Consider the following 20,466-nt stretch of genomic DNA (forward strand, 5'->3'; position numbering starts at 1 on the left):
GAGAGGCCCCTTTCAACCATCCTTCTCATACGCCGCTTGCCGGGTAAAGCCACACTGACTATAGAGCCCCCAAACTCATTACATGAGGCGGTTCCATGGACTTCTTTCCGCATCGCCATCTCCTTGGCATCAAGGGTCTCCAGCCACACGATATCGAGTATCTGCTCGACAAGGCCGACGAGGCCGTGAAGATCAGCCGGCAGCGGGAGAAGAAGACCTCCACGCTGCGGGGGCTCACCCAGATCAACCTCTTCTTCGAGGCTTCGACCCGCACGCAATCATCCTTCGAGCTTGCCGGCAAGCGGCTGGGCGCGGATGTGATGAACATGTCGGTCGCCAATTCGTCGGTCAAAAAGGGCGAAACGCTGATCGACACGGCGATGACGCTGAATGCGATGCATCCCGACGTGCTGGTCATCCGCCATTCCTCGGCCGGTGCCGCCGCCCTCCTCTCCCAGAAAGTCTCCTGCTCGGTCATCAATGCCGGCGACGGACAGCATGAGCATCCGACACAGGCCCTGCTCGACGCACTGACGATCCGCCGCGCCAAGGGCCGGCTCTCCGGCATCACGGTCGCCATCTGCGGCGATGTGCTGCATTCGCGCGTCGCCCGCTCCAACATCATCCTGCTGAACGCCATGGGCGCCAGGGTGCGGGTCGTCGCCCCGCCGACGCTGCTGCCGTCGGGCATTGCCGACATGAGCGTCGAGGTCTTCCACGACATGGTGGAAGGGTTGAAGGATGCGGATGTCGTGATGATGCTGAGGCTCCAGCGCGAGCGCATGTCCGGCTCCTTCGTGCCATCGGTGCGCGAATATTATCGCTTCTACGGGCTCGATGCCGAAAAGCTGAAGGCGGCCAGGGAAGGTGCGCTTGTGATGCATCCCGGTCCGATGAACCGTGGCGTCGAGATCGCCTCCGAGATTGCCGACGGGCCGCAAAGCGTGATCGGCCAACAGGTGGAAATGGGTGTCGCCGTGCGCATGGCGGTGATGGAAGCCCTCCTTGTCTCGCAGAACCAGGGGCCGCGCGCATGACCGTGACCGTTCTCACCAATCTCCGTATCATCGACCCGTCGCAGAACATGGACGAGGTTGGCGCCATCGTCATCGAAGACGGCAAGATCGCCGCCATCGGCGCTGCCGCTGCGAAATCCATTCCCGCCGGCGCGGACGTTCGCGACATGGGCGGGTTGCTGGCCATGCCGGGCCTGGTCGACACCCGCGTCTTCATCGGCGAACCGGGCGGCGAACATCGCGAAACGATCAAGTCGGCCAGCCGCGCGGCAGCGGCCGGCGGCATCACCTCGATCGTCACCATGCCGGATACCGATCCGGTGATCGACGACATCGCACTCGTGGAATTCGTCAAGAAGACCGCGCGCGACAAGTCGGCCATCCATGTCTATCCGGCTGCGGCCCTCACCAAGGGCCTTGCCGGCGAGGAGATGACGGAATTTGGCCTCCTCAAGAAGGCGGGCGCCGTCGGCCTGACGCAGGGCAAGCATGCAATCCCCGACAGCCAGGTTCTGCGCCGTGCGATGACCTATGCGCGCCATTTCGGCACCGTCGTGGCGCTGGAGCCGCGCGATCCCTATCTTGGCGTCAATGGCGTGATGAATGAAGGCCTGTTTGCAAGCTGGCTCGGTCTTTCCGGCAGCCCGCGCGAGGCGGAGATCATTCCGCTGGAGCGTGACCTGCGCATCGCCGGCCTGACGGGTGCCACCTATCATGCGGCGAAGATCTCGGTCCCAGAATCGGTCGAGGCGATCAAGCTTGCCCGCAAGCGCGGCGTGAAGGTGACGTCTGCCGTGTCGATCAACCATCTGACGCTCAACGAAAACGACATCGGAGAGTATCGCACCTTCTTCAAGGTCTCCCCGCCCCTTCGCACCGAAGACGACCGTGTCGCCATGGTCGAGGCGCTGGCCGTTGGCGATATCGACATCATCGTCTCCTCGCATGATCCGCAGGATGTGGACACGAAGCGCGTTCCCTTCGCCGATGCCGCCGATGGCGCGGTCGGGCTCGAAACACTGTTTGCCGCAGCCCTTCGGCTCTATCATGCAGAACGCATTACCCTTTCCCGTCTCATCGACGCGCTCTCGACGCGGCCCGCCGCGATCTACAGCCTGCCGGCAGGCTCGCTGAAGCCGGGCAGTGCCGCCGATATCTCGTTTGCGGATCTCGACATGCCCTGGATTGCGACCACCGAAGGCCTGCTCTCGCGCTCGAAGAACACGCCGTTCGAAAACGCGCGCTTCTCCGGCCGGATCGTAGAAACCTGGGTATCGGGCCAGCCTGTATACAGGCTTCAGGGTTGACCTTTTTCATTCTTGCGCCATGCTAAGTTCATGAAATCGGTTCGGTCCGGGAAGGTTTGCAAAGCGGCAGAATGAACACGCAGGTCGGGATATCTCCGCAATTCTATCTGACGGCCCCTGCCAGGTGCCCCTATCTTGCGGGGCATATGGAGCGGAAGGTATTCACCCACCTGATCGGTCCCAAGGCACCGGAAATCAACGATCTTCTGACCCAGGGTGGTTTCCGCCGTTCCCAGAACATTGCCTATCGTCCGGCCTGCGAACGCTGCCAGGCCTGTGTCTCCGTTCGCATTCTGGTCAACGAGTTCGAGCAGACGAAGTCGATGCGGCGGGTCATGGCGATCAATGACGATGTGATTGCGACCGAGCTTGAGGCGGAACCCTCGTCCGAGCAGTTCTCACTCTTCCGCCGCTATCTCGACCATCGCCACCAGAATGGCGGCATGTCTGAAATGACCGTTCTCGACTACGCGATGATGGTCGAGGACACGCATGTGAATACGCGCGTGATTGAATATCGCGAACGGGTGGAAGGTTCGGGCATCGGCAATGTCGGCAGGCTGCTGGGTGTCGCGCTAACCGATCTGATGACCGACGGGACCTCGATGGTCTATTCCTTCTATGACCCGGATCTCGAGAAGCGCTCCTTCGGCACCTACATGATCCTCGACCATATCCGCACGGCCAAGCATCTCGGCCTGCCGCATGTCTATCTCGGCTATTGGGTGCGTGGCTCGAAGAAGATGACCTACAAGGTCCGCTTCCAGCCGCAGGAGCACCTCCTGCCCGCCGGCTGGACACGTTTCACGCCCGACCTTTACGAGGAGGGCGTCTGATTGAAGTGGAGGCCCTTTGATGTTATAACGCCGTTACAACATCAACAAAGGCGCATCTCATGAACGTCACCATCCGCAAGATCGGCAATTCCGAAGGCATCATCATTCCGAAGGAAGTTCTGAGCCGGCTTGGGCTGAAGGCCGGGGATTCGCTGGAGATTTCCGAGGCGAATGGGGAATGGACCATTCGCGCCGCCGACAGCGACTTCACGCGGCAGATTCAGCATGCCGAGCGCTTCATGGACAAGTACAAAACTGCTCTGAAGAAGCTCGCAGAATGAGCGCGCCCGTTTTTCTGCACCGGCAGATTGTCGAACGACTTCATGAAATGCAGATCGAGCGCTTCGGCGGCGCCTATGGGCTTCGCGACGAAAGCGTGCTGGAATCTGCGCTCGCTCGCCCGCTCAACAAGGCCGCCTATTGCTGCGAAGACCTGATGGAACTTGCCGCGGCCTATCTTTACGGCTTGGCGAAAAATCATGCCTTCATTGATGGCAACAAGCGGATCGCAATCGTCGCTGCAGCTGTATTCCTGATGGAAAATGGCTGGGAAATAGACGCAGACGAAGGTCAGCTCTATACGTTGGTCCTCTCCGTCGCCGCCGGCGAGATCGACGAAGAAGGGGCGACGCGGTTCTTCAGGGACTTCTGCGTCCCGTTGAAATAGCGCCGCCCCCTTCCAAAATTACCCCGAGAACTTGCCTGACCTTGGGAAGCCGCGCGGGACGGGACGGCCGGCAGAGGCGCGTTCGCCGATCCATTCGACCAGTTCGTCCTTGTTGCGGGTGAAGCTGCGGCCGGCGCTGTCATCCCAGGTGAGGCCCGTTTCAAGCGCGAAGCAGCGGATGTCGGAAACGCCGCCATCCTTGTAGCGCTGGAGACGTACGCCCTTGCCGCGCGTCATTTCCGGAATCTGGCTCAGCGGGAAGACGAGCATCTTGCGGTTGTCACCGACGATGGCGACATGGTCGCCTTCAATCGGCACGACAAGCTTGGCCTCGTCGGGCATGGTGACATTCATGATCTGCTTGCCCTTGCGGGTATTGGCGACCAGTTCCGTCTCCGCGATCACGAAGCCATTGCCGGCCTGCGAGGAGAGAAGCAGCTTGCGCGACGGATCATGGACGAAGGCTGTCAGCACGTCCTGATCGTTTTCCATGTCGATGATGATGCGCAGCGGTTCGCCATGGCCGCGCCCGCCCGGCAGCTTGTCAGCGCCCAGCGTGTAGGCCTTGCCGCCCGTCGTCAGCAGCAGGATGCGGTCGGTCGTCTGCGCCGGGAAAGCGACCCTCAGCGCGTCGCCTTCCTTGAAGGTCAGGCCCGACACGTCGGACATGTGGCCCTTAAGTGCGCGGATCCAGCCTTTTTCGGAGATGACGACGGTGATCGGTTCTTTCTCGATCATGGCATGCTGGATCGCCTGATCGTCGGTGTCCGGCGCTTCGGCGAATTGCGTGCGGCGGCGGCCGATCTCGGTCGCCTTGGCGAATGTCTTCTTGACCTCGCTGATTTCCCAGGAGACCGTCTGCCACTGCTTTTCGTCGGAGGCGAGCAGCGCTTCGATCGTGGCCTTTTCCGCCGTCAGACCGTCATGCTCGGTCCTGATCTCGAATTCCTCAAGCTTGCGCAGCGAACGGAGCCGCATGTTGAGGATCGATTCGGCCTGCAGGTCGGTGAGGCTGAAGCGCGCCATCATGACCTGCTTCGGCTCATCCTCCTCGCGGATGATGCGGATGACCTCATCGATATTAAGATAGGCGATCAGATAGCCGCCGAGGATTTCAAGGCGGCGGTCGATGGCGGCGAGCCGGAAGCGCGAGCGGCGCAGAAGCACTTCGCGGCGATGGTCGAGCCATTCGCGCAAGACTTCGTTCAGCGCCATGACGCGTGGCACCTTGCCCATGCTCAGCACGTTCATGTTGAGCGAGATGCGGCTTTCAAGCTCGGTCAGCTTGAAGAGCGATTCCATCAGGATCGTCGGATCAACGGTGCGGCTCTTCGGCACGAGAACGAGGCGGATGTCTTCGGCCGACTCGTCGCGCACATCTTCCAGAAGCGGCAGCTTGCGGGCGATCAGCAGTTCGGCGATCTTTTCGACGAGGCGCGACTTCTGCACCAGATACGGGATCTCGGTGATGACGATCTGGTAGCCGCCGCGGCCGAGGTCTTCCTGCTCCCACTTGGCCCGCACACGGAAGCCGCCGCGGCCGGTCTTGTAGGCCTCAACGATCGAGGCACGGTCTTCGATGATGATGCCGCCGGTCGGGAAATCGGGGCCGATGACGAATTCGACCAGCTTTTCGACCGGCGCATCGGGATGCTTGATCAGATGCAGCGCCGCATCGCAAAGCTCATGCGCATTGTGCGGCGGAATGGAGGTCGCCATGCCCACAGCGATGCCGGAGGAGCCGTTGGCGAGCAGGTTCGGGAATGCGCCGGGAAGGACGATGGGTTCCTCGTCTTCCTCGTTATAGGTCGGGCGGAAATCGACCGCGTCCTGATCGATGCCTTCGAGCAGGAGCGTCGCCACATCGGTCATGCGCGCTTCGGTGTAGCGCATGGCCGCCGGGCTATCGCCGTCGATATTGCCGAAATTGCCCTGCCCGTCCACGAGCGGATAGCGGATGGCGAAATCTTGGCTGAGGCGCACCAGCGCGTCATAGATCGAGGCGTCGCCATGCGGGTGGAACTTACCCATGACGTCGCCGACGATGCGGGCGCATTTCTTGTAGGCCTGCCCCGGATCGAGGCGCAGCACGCGCATGGCATGCACGATGCGCCGATGCACGGGTTTCAGGCCGTCGCGCACATCGGGGAGCGCGCGGTGCATGATGGTCGACAGCGCGTAGGCAAGGTAGCGCTCTTCAAGCGCTGCCTTGAGGTCAACCGGTTGAATCTTGTCGTCGCCGCCATCGGGCGGAAGAATGCTTTGTCCCATGGGCTTGACTTAGCGGCTCAGGTGATTCCCGGCAACAAAAGCCGCTGAAACGCCTGTGGATGAGCGCGTCTGGCGCCCGCCGGTCTCCGCAACAGGGCAGGCTCGAACCCCCAAGAATTTAGGGTGGCCATCTTCCGAATTGTAAGGCTACAACATCATTAAGGGACAGAATGAACTTTGGCGTAATTTCAACTCTCAGATACAGAGGCTTCCTTTGAAAACTTCCGTAAAGCTCGTAGCCGTAGCGCTTTTCGCGTCCCTTCTGACCCAACAGGCCGATGCCAGCACGCTGAGACGCGTAGTTTCGGCCAACAAATCGACAAGCCTTGGCTTCTTCCATGTGATGGCGGACAGGAGCGTCGGCTGTCAGCAGCCGGCCAGACCCAAGATGCTGGTCGAAAGGGCGCCTCAGCATGGGGCCGTTTCATTTAAGTGGACCCACCATTCCGGAAATCAGGTGCAGAGCGGCTGCAAGGGCGTGACCGTCGGCGGATGGGATGTCGTCTATACGCCGGCCAGAGGCTATCACGGGCCGGACACCTTCCGGATCGGTGCGCAATATGACCAATACCTCGTGGGAGGCGTCTCGTCCTATTCCTCTGACGGTTTCGAACTGGTCGTTAAGTAGACCCAAAGATGTCCTGCCCCAGGACGCCGATTTTTGTTGGAGGCGCGCGGACGAGCGAATATAAGCTTTCGTCCGTGCGTCAATTCTATCGGCGGCTGATCGCTTAACCTGGGGACAGGACATCCATGAGACACTTCAATCTGACTCGAGTACTTTTTGCGGGCACTGCGGCAGCCCTTATTTCCAGTCATGCTTATGCACTTGACGGCGAAGAGATGCTGAAGAAGCTGAATGCAGCTTACGCGTCCTATGGCAGCCAGTTCACCTATGACTCGGTGAAGACCGACGACACGACCGTTGTCGCAAAGGGCGTCAAGCTCAAGGTGGAAGGCGCTGACAAGCCGACGGAACTGCCGATCGGCGACGTGACCTTCAGCGATGTCGAAGAAGCCGACGACGGCGGCTACTATGCCGGCAACGTCGCTTTCCAGAATGTCGACCTCAGCAAGGACGGCGGCCATGTGACGGCGAAGGACATCCAGATCGATGGCCTGAGCATCCCGGGCACGCCTTCCACCGACAGCATCGACGGCATGATCCTCTATGAAAGCGCCCATACCGGCCCGATCACGGTGGAGCAGGACGGCAAGCGCGTCTTCCAGATCGAAAAGACGGTAACGAATATCAACGTTGCAGAGGACAGCTCCGGCATCGGCTTCGATACCAGCATTTCCGGCATCTGGGCCGACCTCTCCGACGTCAAGGATCCGAAGGGCCAGGAAACGATCAACAAGCTTGGCCTGACCAACATCAATGGCAACATGGTGACGAAGGGCTCGTGGACCTCCGCGACCGGCAAGATCGACATCACCGAACTTTCCATCGATGCCCGCGACGTCGGCAAGATCAATCTCCTTCTCAGCATGTCAGGTTACACGCCGCAGCTGATGAAGGCGATGCAGGATGCCACGAAGGCTGCAGCGTCCAATCCCGACAAGAAGGCCGGCGAAGCGGCGCTTGGCATGACGATGATGGGCCTGCTGCAGCAGCTGAGTTTCAACAGCGCCTCGATCCGCTTCGATGACGCCTCGATCACCAAGCGCCTGCTCGACTATTTCGGCAAGGAACAGGGCGTGACCGGCGAGCAGTTTGCCCAGTCGCTCAAGGGCATGGTTCCGATCATGATCGCCCAGCTGAATGTACCGGACCTGCAGAACCAGGTTTCGGCTGCCGTTGCCAAGTTCCTCGATGACCCGAAGAGCCTGGAGATCAAGGCAGCGCCGGCAAGCCCCGTTGCGGCTCCGATGATCATGGGCGCCGCCATGGGCGCACCGCAGACGCTGCCGCAGGTGCTCGGCGTTTCGGTCAACGCCAACCAGTAACTGGCGCGACAATCTTCTCGAAGGGGCCGGCGAGCGATCGCCGGCCCTTTTTATTTGGCGACCTGACAAATCCGATATTGAAATGCCGGAATACGATGACCAAATCGAAACGTCGTCGGCCACATGTTCCCCTCTGCCGGCTACCCGCATCCAGACGCGGATCAATTCCTCAGATACAGATTCAAGGACCTTTTCCATGCGCTACAAGACATTGGGAAATACCGGCCTCGTCGTCTCCGAAATCTGCCTCGGCACCATGACCTTTGGCGGCAAGGGTTACTGGACGGCCATTGGCACGCTCGACCAGTCGATCGCCGACCGCATCGTCGCCCGCTCGCTCGATGCGGGCGTCAACTTCATCGACACGGCGGACGTCTATTCCGAAGGACTTTCGGAGGAAATTACCGGGCAGGCGATGAAGAATTCCGGCCGCGCACGCTCCGATATCGTGCTGGCGACGAAGGTCTACGGCTCGGTCGGACCGGGCCGCAACGATATCGGCACCTCGCGCGGACATATCATGGACGGCGTCAAGGCGAGCTTGAAGCGGCTCGGGACCGACTATATCGACCTCTATCAGATCCATGGCACCGACCCGGTGACGCCGCTTGAGGAAACCGTGCGCGCCATGGAAGACCTCGTGCGTCAGGGGCATATCCGCTACTGGGGCGTTTCCAACTGGCAGGCATGGCGCATTGCCAAGGCGCGCGGCATCGCCGACAAGCACGGCTTCGACAAGCCGGTGACGCTGCAGGCCTACTACACGATCGCCGGACGCGACCTCGAGCGGGACATCGTGCCGCTGCTCGAAGAGGAAAAGATGGGCCTCATGGTCTGGAGCCCGTTGGCCGGCGGCTTCCTCTCCGGCAAGTACAGCCGCGAAGGTGCAGGGCCGAACGATGGCCGCCGCGTGACCTTCGACTTCCCGCCGGTCAACAAGGATCGCGCCTTCGATTGCATCGACGCGATGCGCCTGATCGCGGATGCCCGTGGCGTGTCGGTGGCCCGCATTGCGCTGGCCTATGTGCTCAACAAGCAGTTCGTGATGTCGGTTATCATCGGCGCCAAGACCGTCGAGCAGCTGGACGACAATCTGGCGGCAACCGGCATTCGCCTGACGCAGGAAGAACTGGCGTCACTCGATGCCGTCAGTGCCCTGCCCCCGGAATATCCGGGTTGGATGCTGGAGCGCCAGCAGGCGCAGCATTCGGCCAGACTGAAGGCCTCGGAATAAAGCAACACGGCCCGCTTATGAGGCGGGCCGTGTTGCCTTTCGGCCCCGCTTTGCGCATGCGGTCGATCACGAGCGCATCCGAAGATTTTCATTGAAGACGATACAACTTCTCGCATACGTTACATTCATCGGTTGACGCCGTTTTGATGGAACACACGTGCAGATAAGTTCGGTCGCTCCCTGCCTGATTGCCCTGCTGGATTATGACGGCTTTTATGAGGTTCAGACTTCGGCAGGGTTGGCTCAAGCGTTGGAGGCGGGCCGGGACTTCAACCTAACTGACGAAGAGATTGTCTGCCTTCATGTCTATACGCTGGACGATGTGCTGGGGCGCCAGCCCTTCCAGACCGTCAATCGCATTCTCCGCGAGGGCGACTCCTTTGCCATTGAAGAGATCAAACCATTTGTGACGGCGATTGCGACCGGGGCGCAAAAGCTTCCTCTCTTCTCAGGCTGGGCCATGCGCCGGATATTCCTGCCGCCAGAGATCGGCATGCAATTGGACAAGATCGAGACTTTCCAGGAATTCGGGTTTCTGAGCGCGTCTCGGACCGATCCTAAGGCATTTGCAGGTGACACAACGATGATGATCCTTTCCCGACGCGGCAGGATCATCGGGCCGGTGTCCGAATTTCCGAATGAAGACGAGGTGCTGTTTTTGCCCGGAACAAGGTTTGAAGTCATGCAACATGTTTCAGACGGAAAACGACGGGTCATTTTCCTCAAAGAAATCTGAAGGGCCAGGGGTCTTTAATTTTGCGTAGACACAAATGCATGATAATTGAAGGCACTGGAGTGTGATCCGGCATGAAGATACCGAAAGACATCTTTGAAAAGGCTTTGGCTATTGCTTCGGACGACACCGCCGGGCGGCGACAGGATGCGCCTTTTCTTCCAGAGCAATTCACGCTGAAGGGTCAGAAGCCTACCAAGCGGGAAAAGGTCACTGTGGAAATCAAAGTCAGCCCGGATTTCCCCACCATCATGGAACTGGACGCCCAGCACCTTTCGAAGATCAAGCGCGATTTGCGCCACAGAAGCCAGACCATGCCTCCGAGCCTGCAGCGCCGCAGGATCAAGCAGCAAATTCGCGATGTCGATGCTGTCCTGAGGGCGATGTTCGACGCGGTCGAGGCAACGAGCCCAACGGATCAAGACCGCAGCGAAAAGCGTTACGCACGCTGAACGATAAGACGGCGGTCGCGGCGATATCCAACGCCCATTGTCGAACGACGGGAAGCCGAAGCCGGCTCCCCGTCACCCGCCTCAATCCTTCTTCTTCGGCATGACGCGAAGTTCCAGCTCCATGAGCTGCTTCGGCGAGGCCGGAGCCGGTGCGTTCATCAACAGGTCCTGCGCCTGCTGGTTCATCGGGAAGAGCGTGATTTCGCGCAGGTTCTTCGCGCCGACGAGCAGCATGATGACGCGGTCGATACCGAATGCGCAGCCGCCGTGCGGAGGCGCGCCGTACTGGAAGGCGCGGTACATGCCACCGAAACGCTCTTCAACGTCTTCGCGCGAAAGGCCGGCGATCTCGAAGGCCTTGACCATGGTTTCCGGCGACTGGTTACGGATCGAACCGGAGGCGATTTCGAAGCCGTTGCAGACGGCGTCGTACTGGTAGGCCTTGATCGTCAGCGGATCCTGGTTCTCAAGCGCGTCCAGACCACCCTGCGGCATGGAGAAGGGGTTGTGCGAGAAGTCGACCTTCTTCTCGTCCTCGTTCCATTCGTAGAACGGGAAGTCGACAATCCAGCAAAGCTCGTAACGGTCGCGGTCGACGAGGTTCAGTTCCTCGCCGGCGCGGGTGCGGGCTTCGCCTGCAAACTTGTAGAACTTTTCCGGTTCGCCAGCGACGAAGAAGCAGGCATCGCCATCGCCAAGGCCGAGCTGTTCGGCAATGGCTGCGGTGCGCTCAGGGCCGATGTTCTTGGCAAGCGGACCAGCGCCTTCCAGAACGTCGTTTTCCTTGCGCCAGAAGATATAGCCGAGGCCCGGCTGGCCGGTGGACTGTGCCCAGGCATTCATGCGGTCGCAGAAAGCGCGGGAACCGCCGGTCTTGGCCGGGATCGCCCAGACTTCGACCTTCGGGTTTGCGGCGATCATGCCTGCGAAAACCTTGAAGCCGGAACCGGCAAAATGCTCGGTAACAGCCTGCATCTCGATCGGGTTGCGAAGGTCCGGCTTGTCGGTGCCATACTTGCGGATCGCCACGTCGTAAGGAATGCGCGGCCAGTCCTTCGTCACCGGCTTGCCTTCGGCAAACTTCTCGAACACCGAGGTCATGATCGGCTGCATGGTCGACCAGATGTCTTCCTGCGTCACGAAGCTCATTTCGACGTCGAGCTGGTAGAATTCGCCCGGCAGGCGGTCGGCGCGCGGGTCTTCATCGCGGAAGCAGGGTGCGATCTGGAAATAGCGGTCGAAGCCGGCCACCATCAGCAGCTGCTTGTACTGCTGCGGCGCCTGCGGAAGGGCGAAGAACTTGCCGGGATGGATGCGGCTCGGCACGAGGAAGTCGCGCGCGCCTTCCGGCGACGAGGCCGTCAGGATCGGCGTCGTGTATTCGCCAAAGCCGGCACCCGACATCTGGTTGCGCATCTCGGTGATGACCTGCGTGCGCTTCACAATGTTCTTGTGCAGCGTCTCGCGACGCAAATCGAGGAAGCGGTACTTCAGGCGCACGTCTTCCGGATAGTCAGGCTCGCCGAAGACCGGCAGCGGCAGTTCCTTGGCGGTGGACAGAACTTCGATCTCGGTGGCGTAGAGTTCGATCTCGCCGGTCGCCATGCCTTTGTTGACCGTGTCTTCCGAGCGCGCCTTGACCTTGCCGTCGATGCGGATGACCCATTCGCCGCGAACGGTTTCAGCATCCTTGAAGGCCGGGCTGTCCGGGTCGGCAACGACCTGGGTCATGCCGTAATGGTCGCGCAGGTCGATGAAGAGAACGCCGCCGTGATCTCGTACACGATGTACCCAGCCCGAGATGCGTACATTGGAGCCCACGTCCGACTTGCGGAGGGCTGCACAGGTGTGGCTACGGTAACGGTGCATAGTCATGCGTCTTATCCTGGAATTGGGGCGGGCCGGGAGCGCTGGCGCGGTTCGACCGCCCGCATTTCGAAATTGGGCGGACAAACGCATGGGCCATCCGATTTGTCAAGGCCGAGCCATTTTTGACTGCGGCAAAATGGTTTTGCGGCGTCATAAAATGACGGTTGCTGTCAAGTTTTAACACGCCTAGAAAACGGCTGTTAATAGGAGTTTCCTCATGGTCGTGTTGAGCCGCCGCACCCTTTTGAAAGCCGGCGCCGTCGTTGGCGCCTATGGCGCAGGACTTGGGATTGCGGGTGGTTTCCGCGCGGCAGCCGCAGCGCCGATTACGCTGACGGCGGGCGAGACGCAGGCACTGCTCAAGGGCGACCAGCCGACCAAGGGCATCATGACATGGAACGCCACGTCCGGGAATGACGGGCCGCAGCCCCCGACGCTGCGACTCAAGAAGGGGCAGGCTTTTGCGGCGCGACTCGTCAACCAGCTGAAGGAACCGACGACGATCCATTGGCATGGGCTTCGGATCGACAACAAGATGGATGGTGTGCCCTTCCTCACCCAGCCTTATGTCTATACTGGCGACTCGTTCGATTATGCCTTCACCCCGCCGGATGCCGGCACCTTCTGGTATCACCCGCATTGCAATACGCTGGTCCAGATGGGCCGGGGCATGACGGGCATGCTCATCGTCGAGAACCCCGCCGATCCCACCTTCGACCATGAGACCGTGTTGAACCTGCGCGACTGGCGACTCGGCGGCGATGGACAATTCATCGATCCGTTCAAGCCGCGCGATGCGGCCAAGGCCGGCACCTATGGCACCTACAGGACCGCCAACTGGCAGGACGATCCGGTTTATGACGTTCCGGCCGGCGGTATCGTGCGCGTGCGCATCGCGATTACCGATGTGACGCGCATCTATTCGTTCGGCGTCGATGGCGCGGAGGCGAATGTTATCGCGCTCGACGGCAATCCGGTTGCGGAACCCTTCAAGCTCGACCGCTATCAGGCCGGCCCCGGCCAGCGGATCGAACTGGCGCTCCGGATGCCGGACACCGAAGGCGAGATCGCCACGCTGACCAATTACCGGACCTCCCCCACCTATCCGCTCGCCCGCTTCCGCGCCGTCGGCGCATCGCTGAAGCGCGACCTGCGCGATCTGAAAGCCCTGCCCGCCAATCCGGTGAGCGCGCCGATCGTCAAGGATGCGGAGGTCGTGCCGCTGGAACTGACGGCGACGGCGGAAGGCGCGCCGCCGAAGGAAAGCTTCTGCGGGTCGCTCGGCTATAATTTCTGGGCGATCAACAAGACGCCGTGGAGCGGCGACACGCCGGACCCGATGGCCCCGCTTGCCGAGCTCAAGCATGGCAAGACCTATATCCTCAGGCTTGCCAACCGGACGCCGCATGCGCATCCGATCCATCTGCATGGCATGAGCTTCAAAGTGCTCTCCTCTTCGCAAGGCGCGGTGCGTCCGATCTTCACGGACACCTATCTCATCCAGGCGGACGAGGTGGCAGAACTGGGGCTCGTCGCAGACAATCTCGGCGACTGGGTGATCCATTGCCACATCATCGAGCATCAAAAGACGGGCATGACGGCATTTCTCCGGGTGGTTTAGGCGTTTGAGGGCCTTGGAGATATTGACTCGGCCCGCATCTCTGCCACAGAGAAAGGTATATCAGGCTTACGCAATCGAAAGATGCTGACACCGCTCCCCGGGGGCCAACGGAGCGGACGACGTGCATTTGCGTAATCCGCCCTTGCCACGGCCTGCCGAAGCGTTGAAACTGAGTTCATGATTGAAACGACCGCCGAACTTAAAGCAGCCTGCGATATCTTTGCGAAAAGCGATTTCGTTACCGTAGACACCGAATTCCTGCGCGAGAGCACCTTCTGGCCCCAGCTCTGCCTGATCCAGATCGCCAGCCCCGATCACGAGGCGCTCATCGATCCGCTCGCCAAGGGGCTCGATCTTCAGCCGTTTTTCGACCTGATGTCCGATGCTTCGGTCGTCAAGGTGTTTCACGCTGCCCGTCAGGATCTGGAAATCGTCCACCATCTCGGCGGCATCATCCCGCATCCGCTGTTCGACACGCAGGTGGCGGCCATGGTGTGCGGCTTCGGCGATTCCGTCTCCTATGACCAACTCGTGCAGAAGATCACCGGCAAGCATATCGACAAGTCGTCGCGCTTCACCGACTGGAGCCATCGTCCGCTCAGCCAGAAGCAGCTGGACTATGCGCTCGCCGACGTCACGCATCTGCGCGGCATCTATGCCTCGCTGAAGGCCGAACTGGAGCGCGAAGGCCGCGCCCATTGGCTGGAAGACGAGATGGCCGTGCTGGAAACGCCGGAAACCTACGACCTCCATCCCGACGACGCCTGGACCCGCATGAAGATGCGCGTGCGCAAGCCGAGCGAGCTTGCCGTGCTGATGAAGGTCACGGCATGGCGCGAGCGCGAAGCGCGCAATCGCGACGTGCCGCGCGGGCGTATCCTGAAGGACGACGCCATTTACGAGATCGCGCAGCAGCAGCCGCGCGACGCCGAGGCACTGGGCAAGCTGCGCACCGTTCCGCGCGGCTGGGAACGCTCGGCATCGGGCGCTGCGATCATAGCCGCCGTCAACGAGGCGCTGGATATCCCGAAGGAAGAGCTGCCGAAGATTGCCAAGCCCTACCAGCCCAATGAAGGCACGCAGTCGGCCGTTGAACTGCTGAAGGTTTTGCTGAAGCTGACGGCGGAGCGCGAGGGCGTGGCAGCCAAGATCATCGCCAATACGGACGATCTGGAAAAGATCGCCTCTGAAGGCGAGAAGGCCGATGTTCCGGCCATGCATGGCTGGCGCAAGGAGCTTTTCGGCGACCGCGCGCTGAAACTCATCGACGGTCAGCTGGCGATCAAGTTCGTCAATCGGAAGATTGAAGCGGTCGAGCTCGAAGCGCCTGTCGTCGAGACGGAAGCCTCAGAAGTTTCAGAGGCCTGAGAACCGAGCCTGCAAGGCTCGCGCGGCGGGGCTCGCCTTGAGGTTCGCCGCGAAACGCTCGAATTCGGTGACAACGCGCATTTCCTCGAACGCGTCAAGAGAATGCCTGTCCCAGCCCTTTTCGGGCACGAGGACCGAGCGGAAGCCTGCAACCGCGCGTGCTTCTTCGTCGCTCAGCGGCAGGTCTTCCAGAATGATGATCAGCCGCAGATAGTCGTGGATCTTCAGCATCTTGCGGAAGAGTTCGAACATGGGCGCGGCAAGTGCCGGATCATCGCGCCAGGTGCGACCGCCGAAAATCTCCTGCGTGACGCGCTGGCCGGCGCCGTGACAGTCGAACAGCGTGCAGCCCTTGAAGCCTAGCTCCACCCGCTCGCCATGGATGCGACAGCTGAAATCGGCTTTCAGATTGGGACAGCCTTCATCGACCGGCTTTTCAATCGCAAACATGTCGGACTTCTCGAAAGCGAAGGCCGCGCAGCACAGGCCTGCACAGCGTCCGCAATCGGCGGTCATGTTGGGCAATGTTTGAGGAGATGCCATGCCGGCTCTGTCTTCCGAAAGTGATTCAGGAACCGCCGCCAAGTGCTTGACGGCGGATTCGTTTTGTCCGTTCAGGCGATGCGGAAGCCCAGCCGTTTGCCGGTCAGCTTCGCCAGCTGCTGCAAGCGACCATCGACCCGCTCGCCGCTGAAATTGCGCAGGCGTTCCGGCACGACCAGTTCCAGATCGAGATCGGGATTGTTGGCCGGCTTTTCAAACCTGAGGTCGTTGACGACGCCGGGCATGGCCGCCGAGAACGGATAGACCACGCGCAGCAGGCCGCCGAGAAGCTTCGCAAGTTCGCGCAGGCGCGGCGTGGCAATGCTCAGGAGTGCTGCCGTCGAACCGTCGTCGCGCAGGCCCTCATAGCGATAGTAGTTGGCAAGCGCGATATAGGCGCGGCCCGGATGGGTGACGCCGGCCAGCGAGCTTTGCGCAATCACGTTCAGCGAATGGATGCCGCGATAATCCGGATGCGAGCGCCAGCTGACATCGGCGAGGAAGCAGGCGGCCTGCCGATAGCGGGCCTCTTCTTCCGTTTCCTGAATGCCGAAGGCGGGCATGACCTTGTCCGTCCAGGCCACCAGTTCGCGGGCATGTTCGGGCGAGCGGGCGTTGAGAAGTGCCAGCTCTTCCGTTGCAGCCAGTAGCGGGTCCTTGGCGCGTTCTTCGTCATCCAGCAGGGAATAGAGGAAGCCTTCGCGCACGCCGAGCACCGAGAAGACGACCTTGGACGGCTTCATGATCTTCAGCGTTTCGGCCATGGCAACCGCGCCGTAAGGCAGGAGCATGCGACGGTTCTTGGAGATCGTCTGCCAGGCCAGTTCCTTGACGTCACGCGTCTCGGCGATATGGGCCAGAAGATCCATCGCCTCGGCGGTGGTGATTTCATAGCCGTGCATCATATGCAGCGGATAATTCGTCAGCTCCATGTGAAGCTTGGCCAGCGCGCGCCATGTGCCGCCCACCGCATAGAAGGCACGTCCCTCGCCGATCGACAGCCAGGTCTCGTCCTTCAGCATCTTGCGGGCCAGTGCCGTGGCCTTCTCGATCGAGTTGCCGGAGAGATCGGCCAGACGCAGGCCACCGAGCGGCAGGGTGATGCCGGAATCGTAGCTGCCGCCATGGACATTGATCAGTTCCAGCGAGCCGCCGCCGAGATCGCCGACAATGCCATCCGGATTGTGGAAGCCGCTGATGACGCCGAGTGCGGAGAACATCGCCTCTTCCGGGCCGGTCAGCACGCGGATTTCACAACCGAGGATCGCCTCGGCCTCCTGGATGAACTTCGAGCCGTTGGAAGCCTCGCGGGCGGCAGCGGTTGCCAGCACATACATCTTGCGGGCACGCGCCTGATCGGAGAGCGCCTTGAAGCGGGTGAGCGCTTTCAGCGCCTTGGCGATGCTTTCGGGCTCCATGCGGCCGGTCGAGGCCACGCCACGGCCGAGCCCGCACAGCATCTTCTCGTTGAAGAGCACGGCGGGCGATCTGTTCATGCCTTCATAGACGACGATACGGATCGAGTTCGACCCGATATCCACGACGGAGACCGGGGCGATGCCGGGCAAGCGCCCCTGTGCGTCAGGTTCTACCATTCTGTCCCAGGTTCATTTTCTCGCCGGCTTCCAGCCAGCAAACAGTTTCGGTGCCCCCGTGGTCAATGACTCGCCGCGGCCGGACAGGCTGGGGTTGGTCATGAAGTATTGTTGTGCATTGAAGGGTTCTTCGCCTTCAGCGACATCAACACGCCTCGAGGTTCCGTCTTCCAGTATCTCGTAGCTCTGCTGGTTGTCCATGAGGTTTGCCAGCATGATCTGCGAAAGAACCTGCTCATGCACAGTCTTATTGTGAAGCGGAACAAGGGTTTCGACGCGGCGATCGAGATTGCGCGGCATCATGTCGGCCGAGCCGATATAGAGGCGCGCCTTGTCCGAGGGCAGACCGTGACCATTGCCGAAGCAGAAGATGCGGCTGTGTTCAAGGAAGCGGCCGACGATGGATTTGACCCGAATATTATCTGACAGTCCCCGAACCTGCGGGCGCAGGCAGCAGATGCCGCGAATGACGAGCTCGACCGGAACGCCGGCCTGGCTGGCGCGATAAAGCGCATCGATGATTTCCGGGTCGACCAGCGAGTTCATCTTCATCCAGATCGCGGCCGGGCGGCCGGCCTTGGCATGTTCGGTTTCTTCGGCGATGTGTTGCAGCACGCGCGGACGCAGCGTCGTCGGCGACATCGCGATCTTCATGCCCTCTTCCGGCTCGCCATAGCCGGTGATGAAGTTGAAGATATTGGCCATGTCATGCCCGATCACCGGATTGCAGGTGAAGAAGGACAGGTCGGTGTAAATCTTGGCTGTCACCGGATGATAGTTGCCGGTGCCGAGGTGGCAATAGGTGCGAAGCCTCCCCTCCTCGCGGCGGACGACCATGGACATCTTGGCATGTGTCTTCAATTCGATGAAGCCGAAGACGACCTGCACGCCGGCGCGTTCGAGGTCGCGGGCCCAGCGGATATTGGCCTCTTCGTCGAAGCGGGCCTTGAGTTCAACCAGCGCCGTCACCGACTTGCCGGCTTCGGCGGCATCGATCAGCGCGCGGACGATCGGGCTGTCATTGGAGGTGCGGTAGAGCGTCTGCTTGATCGCCAGAACGTCCGGATCGCGCGCGGCCTGCAGCAGGAACTGCACGACGACGTCGAAGCTTTCATACGGATGGTGGACGATCATGTCCTTCTCGCGGATGGCGGCAAGGCAATCGCCGCCATGGTCGCGAACGCGCTCGGGGAAGCGCGGATTATAGGGGTCAAACAGCAGATCCTCACGCGGGGTCTTGCAGATCTCGGACATGGTGTTCAGCGCCAGCAGACCCGGCAGAACGGCGACGCGATTGTCGGGAACATTGAGTTCCTGCACGACGAACTTGCGCAGGCTGTCCGGCATTTCGGAGTCTGTCTCGATACGGATCACCGAGCCGCGGCGGCGGCGTTTCAGCGCCGTTTCGAAGAAACGCACGAGGTCTTCGGCCTCTTCCTCGACTTCGATATCGCTGTCGCGGATGATGCGGAACGTTCCGTAGCCGCGCACCTCATAGCCCGGGAAGAGCTTGCCGGTGTGGAGGCTCACCACATCTTCCAGCGTGATGTAGCGGATCGTGTTGCCGGCATCGGGAAGACGGATGAAGCGCGGCAGCGCGACGGGAAGCCTCAGCAGTGCGGTCATCGGTTCACGGCCGGTCTTGCTTTCGAGCTGAAGACCGATCGAGAAGCCGAGGTTCGGGATGAACGGGAACGGATGCGCCGGGTCGATGGAGAGCGGCGTCAGAACCGGGAAGATCGACTGCACGAACTCATCGCCGAGCCATGCGATGTCTTCCTGCCCCAGCGCCGAGGGACGGACGATCAGGATATCCTCGCGGGCGAGGTTCTGCTGGAGCACGGCGAGTGCCGCCTGCTGCTCCATCTGCAGATTGTCGATCTCGTGGAGGATGGCGTCGAGCTGTTCGGACGGCGTCTTGCCGTCCGGCGAGCGCATGGCGATGTTCTGGCGGACCTGACCTTCGAGGCCGGCAACGCGCACCATGAAGAATTCATCGAGGTTCGTCGCCGAAATCGACAGGAAGCGCACGCGTTCGAGCAGCGGATGCGCGTTGTTCAAGGTTTCTTCGAGAACGCGGCGATTGAACTGCAGCCAGGAAAACTCGCGGTTGACGAAGCGCTCCGGCTTGTCGAACCATTCTTCGCCGGGCGCGGCGATGACGTCTTCGACTTGGGGTTCGTTTATGTTTGCTGCAGGCGCCGAAGTATCCATGGGGTCAGAAATCCTCGCATTTCAAGCCACTGTCCAGCGGCCGTATTACAGTTTGACGACGGATTCGTGACAGTCAATCGGAATCCCTGTCATCGTCCTCTTCGAAGGCGGAGAGGACTTCGGCGACCAGCGCGCGATTGATTTTCATCTGCCTGGACAGAGCAAGCCTGTCGAGCGTGTCGACAATGCGGCGCGCGGCCTCGGTGGAGCGCTCCATGCGGGCGGCGATGTAGGCGATCAGCTTGTCCTCGACGGCCACCTGCCGGTCGGAAAAGAGCTTCATCAGCACCTCGGCCAGAAGCTCCTCGTCCGGCTCGCCGATCTCGACCACGGTTGCAGCCTTCAGGCGCGACTTGAGGTCCGGAAGTTCGACATCCCAGGTGGATGGCGACGTGCGCGCCGTCATCAGCAGAGAGGTGCCGTTTTCGCGAACCGAGTTGATGACGTGGAAGAGCTCCGTGTCATCGAAGGTGCGGCGATCGACATCCTCGAAAAGAACAGGATGCGTTGCGGCGTGCAGCGCGGCGTTGGAGCCCGCGACCGGATCGATGCTGACGGCTTCAGCATTCTCGCGCCAGATGCTGGCAAGATGCGACTTGCCGCAACCGACGGGGCCGACAAGGACAACGACCGGCGACGGCCAGTTCGGCCAGCCATCGACAATCCGCACGGCGGCCTTGAGAGGGGCAGCCACGCGCAGATCGTCGCGCGAGGTCTGCTCCTCGATCGGGAATTCCAACGGCAACTGGTGATCACCGGCATTACGCGCCATGATACTACTCATCCCTGA

At 61.0% G+C, this 20,466-nt stretch carries 18 protein-coding genes; 12 read left to right on the forward strand and 6 right to left on the reverse strand.

The genetic code is table 11. The annotated features are described in order from the left end of the window. Nucleotides 1–95 precede the first annotated feature (95 nt). The 5 genes from LQK84_RS02385 (at nucleotide 96) to LQK84_RS02405 (ending at nucleotide 3,826) form a co-directional block, all read left to right on the forward strand. The gene (locus tag LQK84_RS02385) at nucleotides 96–1,037 is read left to right on the forward strand and encodes an aspartate carbamoyltransferase catalytic subunit (RefSeq protein ID WP_230826978.1); all 942 of its coding nucleotides are present in this window, start codon (nucleotides 96–98) and stop codon (nucleotides 1,035–1,037) included. Beyond that, nucleotides 1,034–2,323 (forward strand): dihydroorotase, encoded by a 1,290-nt coding sequence (locus LQK84_RS02390; protein ID WP_230826979.1) that lies wholly within the window; start codon nucleotides 1,034–1,036, stop codon nucleotides 2,321–2,323. The genes LQK84_RS02385 and LQK84_RS02390 overlap by 4 nt, the downstream gene beginning before the upstream one ends. Before the next feature lie 71 nt (nucleotides 2,324–2,394). Next, nucleotides 2,395–3,159: an arginyltransferase gene (locus tag LQK84_RS02395; protein WP_230826980.1), complete on the forward strand. Its 765-nt coding sequence runs from the start codon at nucleotides 2,395–2,397 to the stop codon at nucleotides 3,157–3,159. A gap of 59 nt (nucleotides 3,160–3,218) precedes the next feature. Beyond that, nucleotides 3,219–3,440: an AbrB/MazE/SpoVT family DNA-binding domain-containing protein gene (locus LQK84_RS02400; RefSeq protein WP_230826981.1), complete on the forward strand. Its 222-nt coding sequence runs from the start codon at nucleotides 3,219–3,221 to the stop codon at nucleotides 3,438–3,440. Beyond that, entirely contained in the window at nucleotides 3,437–3,826 is a 390-nt protein-coding gene (locus tag LQK84_RS02405; protein ID WP_230826982.1) for a type II toxin-antitoxin system death-on-curing family toxin, read from the forward strand. The genes LQK84_RS02400 and LQK84_RS02405 overlap by 4 nt, the downstream gene beginning before the upstream one ends. Before the next feature lie 18 nt (nucleotides 3,827–3,844). Here LQK84_RS02405 and parC read toward each other — a convergent pair whose 3' ends face one another. Continuing rightward, nucleotides 3,845–6,097, reverse strand: coding sequence for a DNA topoisomerase IV subunit A (gene parC, locus LQK84_RS02410; RefSeq protein ID WP_230826984.1), 2,253 nt, complete (start codon nucleotides 6,095–6,097; stop codon nucleotides 3,845–3,847). Nucleotides 6,098–6,311: 214 nt separating this feature from the next. On the opposite strand from parC, the gene LQK84_RS02415 reads away from it, so the two are divergent. The 5 genes from LQK84_RS02415 to LQK84_RS02435 all read left to right on the forward strand — a co-directional run bounded on the left by LQK84_RS02415 (nucleotide 6,312) and on the right by LQK84_RS02435 (nucleotide 10,466). After that, a complete protein-coding gene (locus tag LQK84_RS02415; protein ID WP_230826986.1) occupies nucleotides 6,312–6,725 on the forward strand; it encodes a hypothetical protein in 414 nt (137 codons plus the stop codon). Nucleotides 6,726–6,850: 125 nt separating this feature from the next. Next, entirely contained in the window at nucleotides 6,851–8,047 is a 1,197-nt protein-coding gene (locus tag LQK84_RS02420; protein WP_230826987.1) for a hypothetical protein, read from the forward strand. A gap of 196 nt (nucleotides 8,048–8,243) precedes the next feature. Then, a complete protein-coding gene (locus LQK84_RS02425; RefSeq protein ID WP_230826989.1) occupies nucleotides 8,244–9,281 on the forward strand; it encodes an aldo/keto reductase in 1,038 nt (345 codons plus the stop codon). 157 nt (nucleotides 9,282–9,438) lie between these two features. After that, complete coding sequence (locus LQK84_RS02430) at nucleotides 9,439–10,017, forward strand: ADP-ribosyltransferase domain-containing protein (protein WP_230826990.1); 579 nt, start codon at nucleotides 9,439–9,441, stop codon at nucleotides 10,015–10,017. Nucleotides 10,018–10,088: 71 nt separating this feature from the next. Continuing rightward, entirely contained in the window at nucleotides 10,089–10,466 is a 378-nt protein-coding gene (locus tag LQK84_RS02435; protein WP_230826991.1) for a hypothetical protein, read from the forward strand. Nucleotides 10,467–10,547: 81 nt separating this feature from the next. On the opposite strand, the gene aspS is transcribed toward LQK84_RS02435, so the two are convergent. Next, the gene (gene aspS, locus LQK84_RS02440; RefSeq protein WP_230827276.1) at nucleotides 10,548–12,335 is read right to left on the reverse strand and encodes an aspartate--tRNA ligase; all 1,788 of its coding nucleotides are present in this window, start codon (nucleotides 12,333–12,335) and stop codon (nucleotides 10,548–10,550) included. Nucleotides 12,336–12,552: 217 nt separating this feature from the next. Here aspS and LQK84_RS02445 point away from each other — a divergent pair, with 217 nt between their 5' ends. Both LQK84_RS02445 and rnd read left to right on the forward strand, forming a co-directional pair. Continuing rightward, entirely contained in the window at nucleotides 12,553–13,956 is a 1,404-nt protein-coding gene (locus LQK84_RS02445) for a multicopper oxidase family protein (RefSeq protein ID WP_230826992.1), read from the forward strand. Between the two features lie 177 nt (nucleotides 13,957–14,133). After that, entirely contained in the window at nucleotides 14,134–15,324 is a 1,191-nt protein-coding gene (gene rnd / locus LQK84_RS02450) for a ribonuclease D (protein ID WP_230826993.1), read from the forward strand. Here the strand turns inward: rnd and LQK84_RS02455 are convergent. From LQK84_RS02455 to hdaA, 4 genes are all read right to left on the reverse strand, one after another. Then, entirely contained in the window at nucleotides 15,313–15,774 is a 462-nt protein-coding gene (locus LQK84_RS02455; protein WP_230826994.1) for a hypothetical protein, read from the reverse strand. The genes rnd and LQK84_RS02455 overlap by 12 nt on opposite strands. A gap of 164 nt (nucleotides 15,775–15,938) precedes the next feature. Further along, nucleotides 15,939–17,462, reverse strand: coding sequence for an exopolyphosphatase (gene ppx, locus LQK84_RS02460; protein WP_230826996.1), 1,524 nt, complete (start codon nucleotides 17,460–17,462; stop codon nucleotides 15,939–15,941). 12 nt (nucleotides 17,463–17,474) lie between these two features. Further along, a complete protein-coding gene (locus LQK84_RS02465; RefSeq protein WP_269071734.1) occupies nucleotides 17,475–19,676 on the reverse strand; it encodes an RNA degradosome polyphosphate kinase in 2,202 nt (733 codons plus the stop codon). Nucleotides 19,677–19,749: 73 nt separating this feature from the next. Beyond that, nucleotides 19,750–20,448, reverse strand: a complete 699-nt coding sequence (gene hdaA, locus LQK84_RS02470) for a DnaA regulatory inactivator HdaA (RefSeq protein ID WP_230826997.1) — start codon at nucleotides 20,446–20,448, stop codon at nucleotides 19,750–19,752. Between the last annotated feature and the right edge of the window lie 18 nt (nucleotides 20,449–20,466).

Origin of the sequence: Rhizobium sp. C4 (genome assembly GCF_021026315.1) — a bacterium.
GTDB lineage: Bacteria > Pseudomonadota > Alphaproteobacteria > Rhizobiales > Rhizobiaceae > Ensifer_A.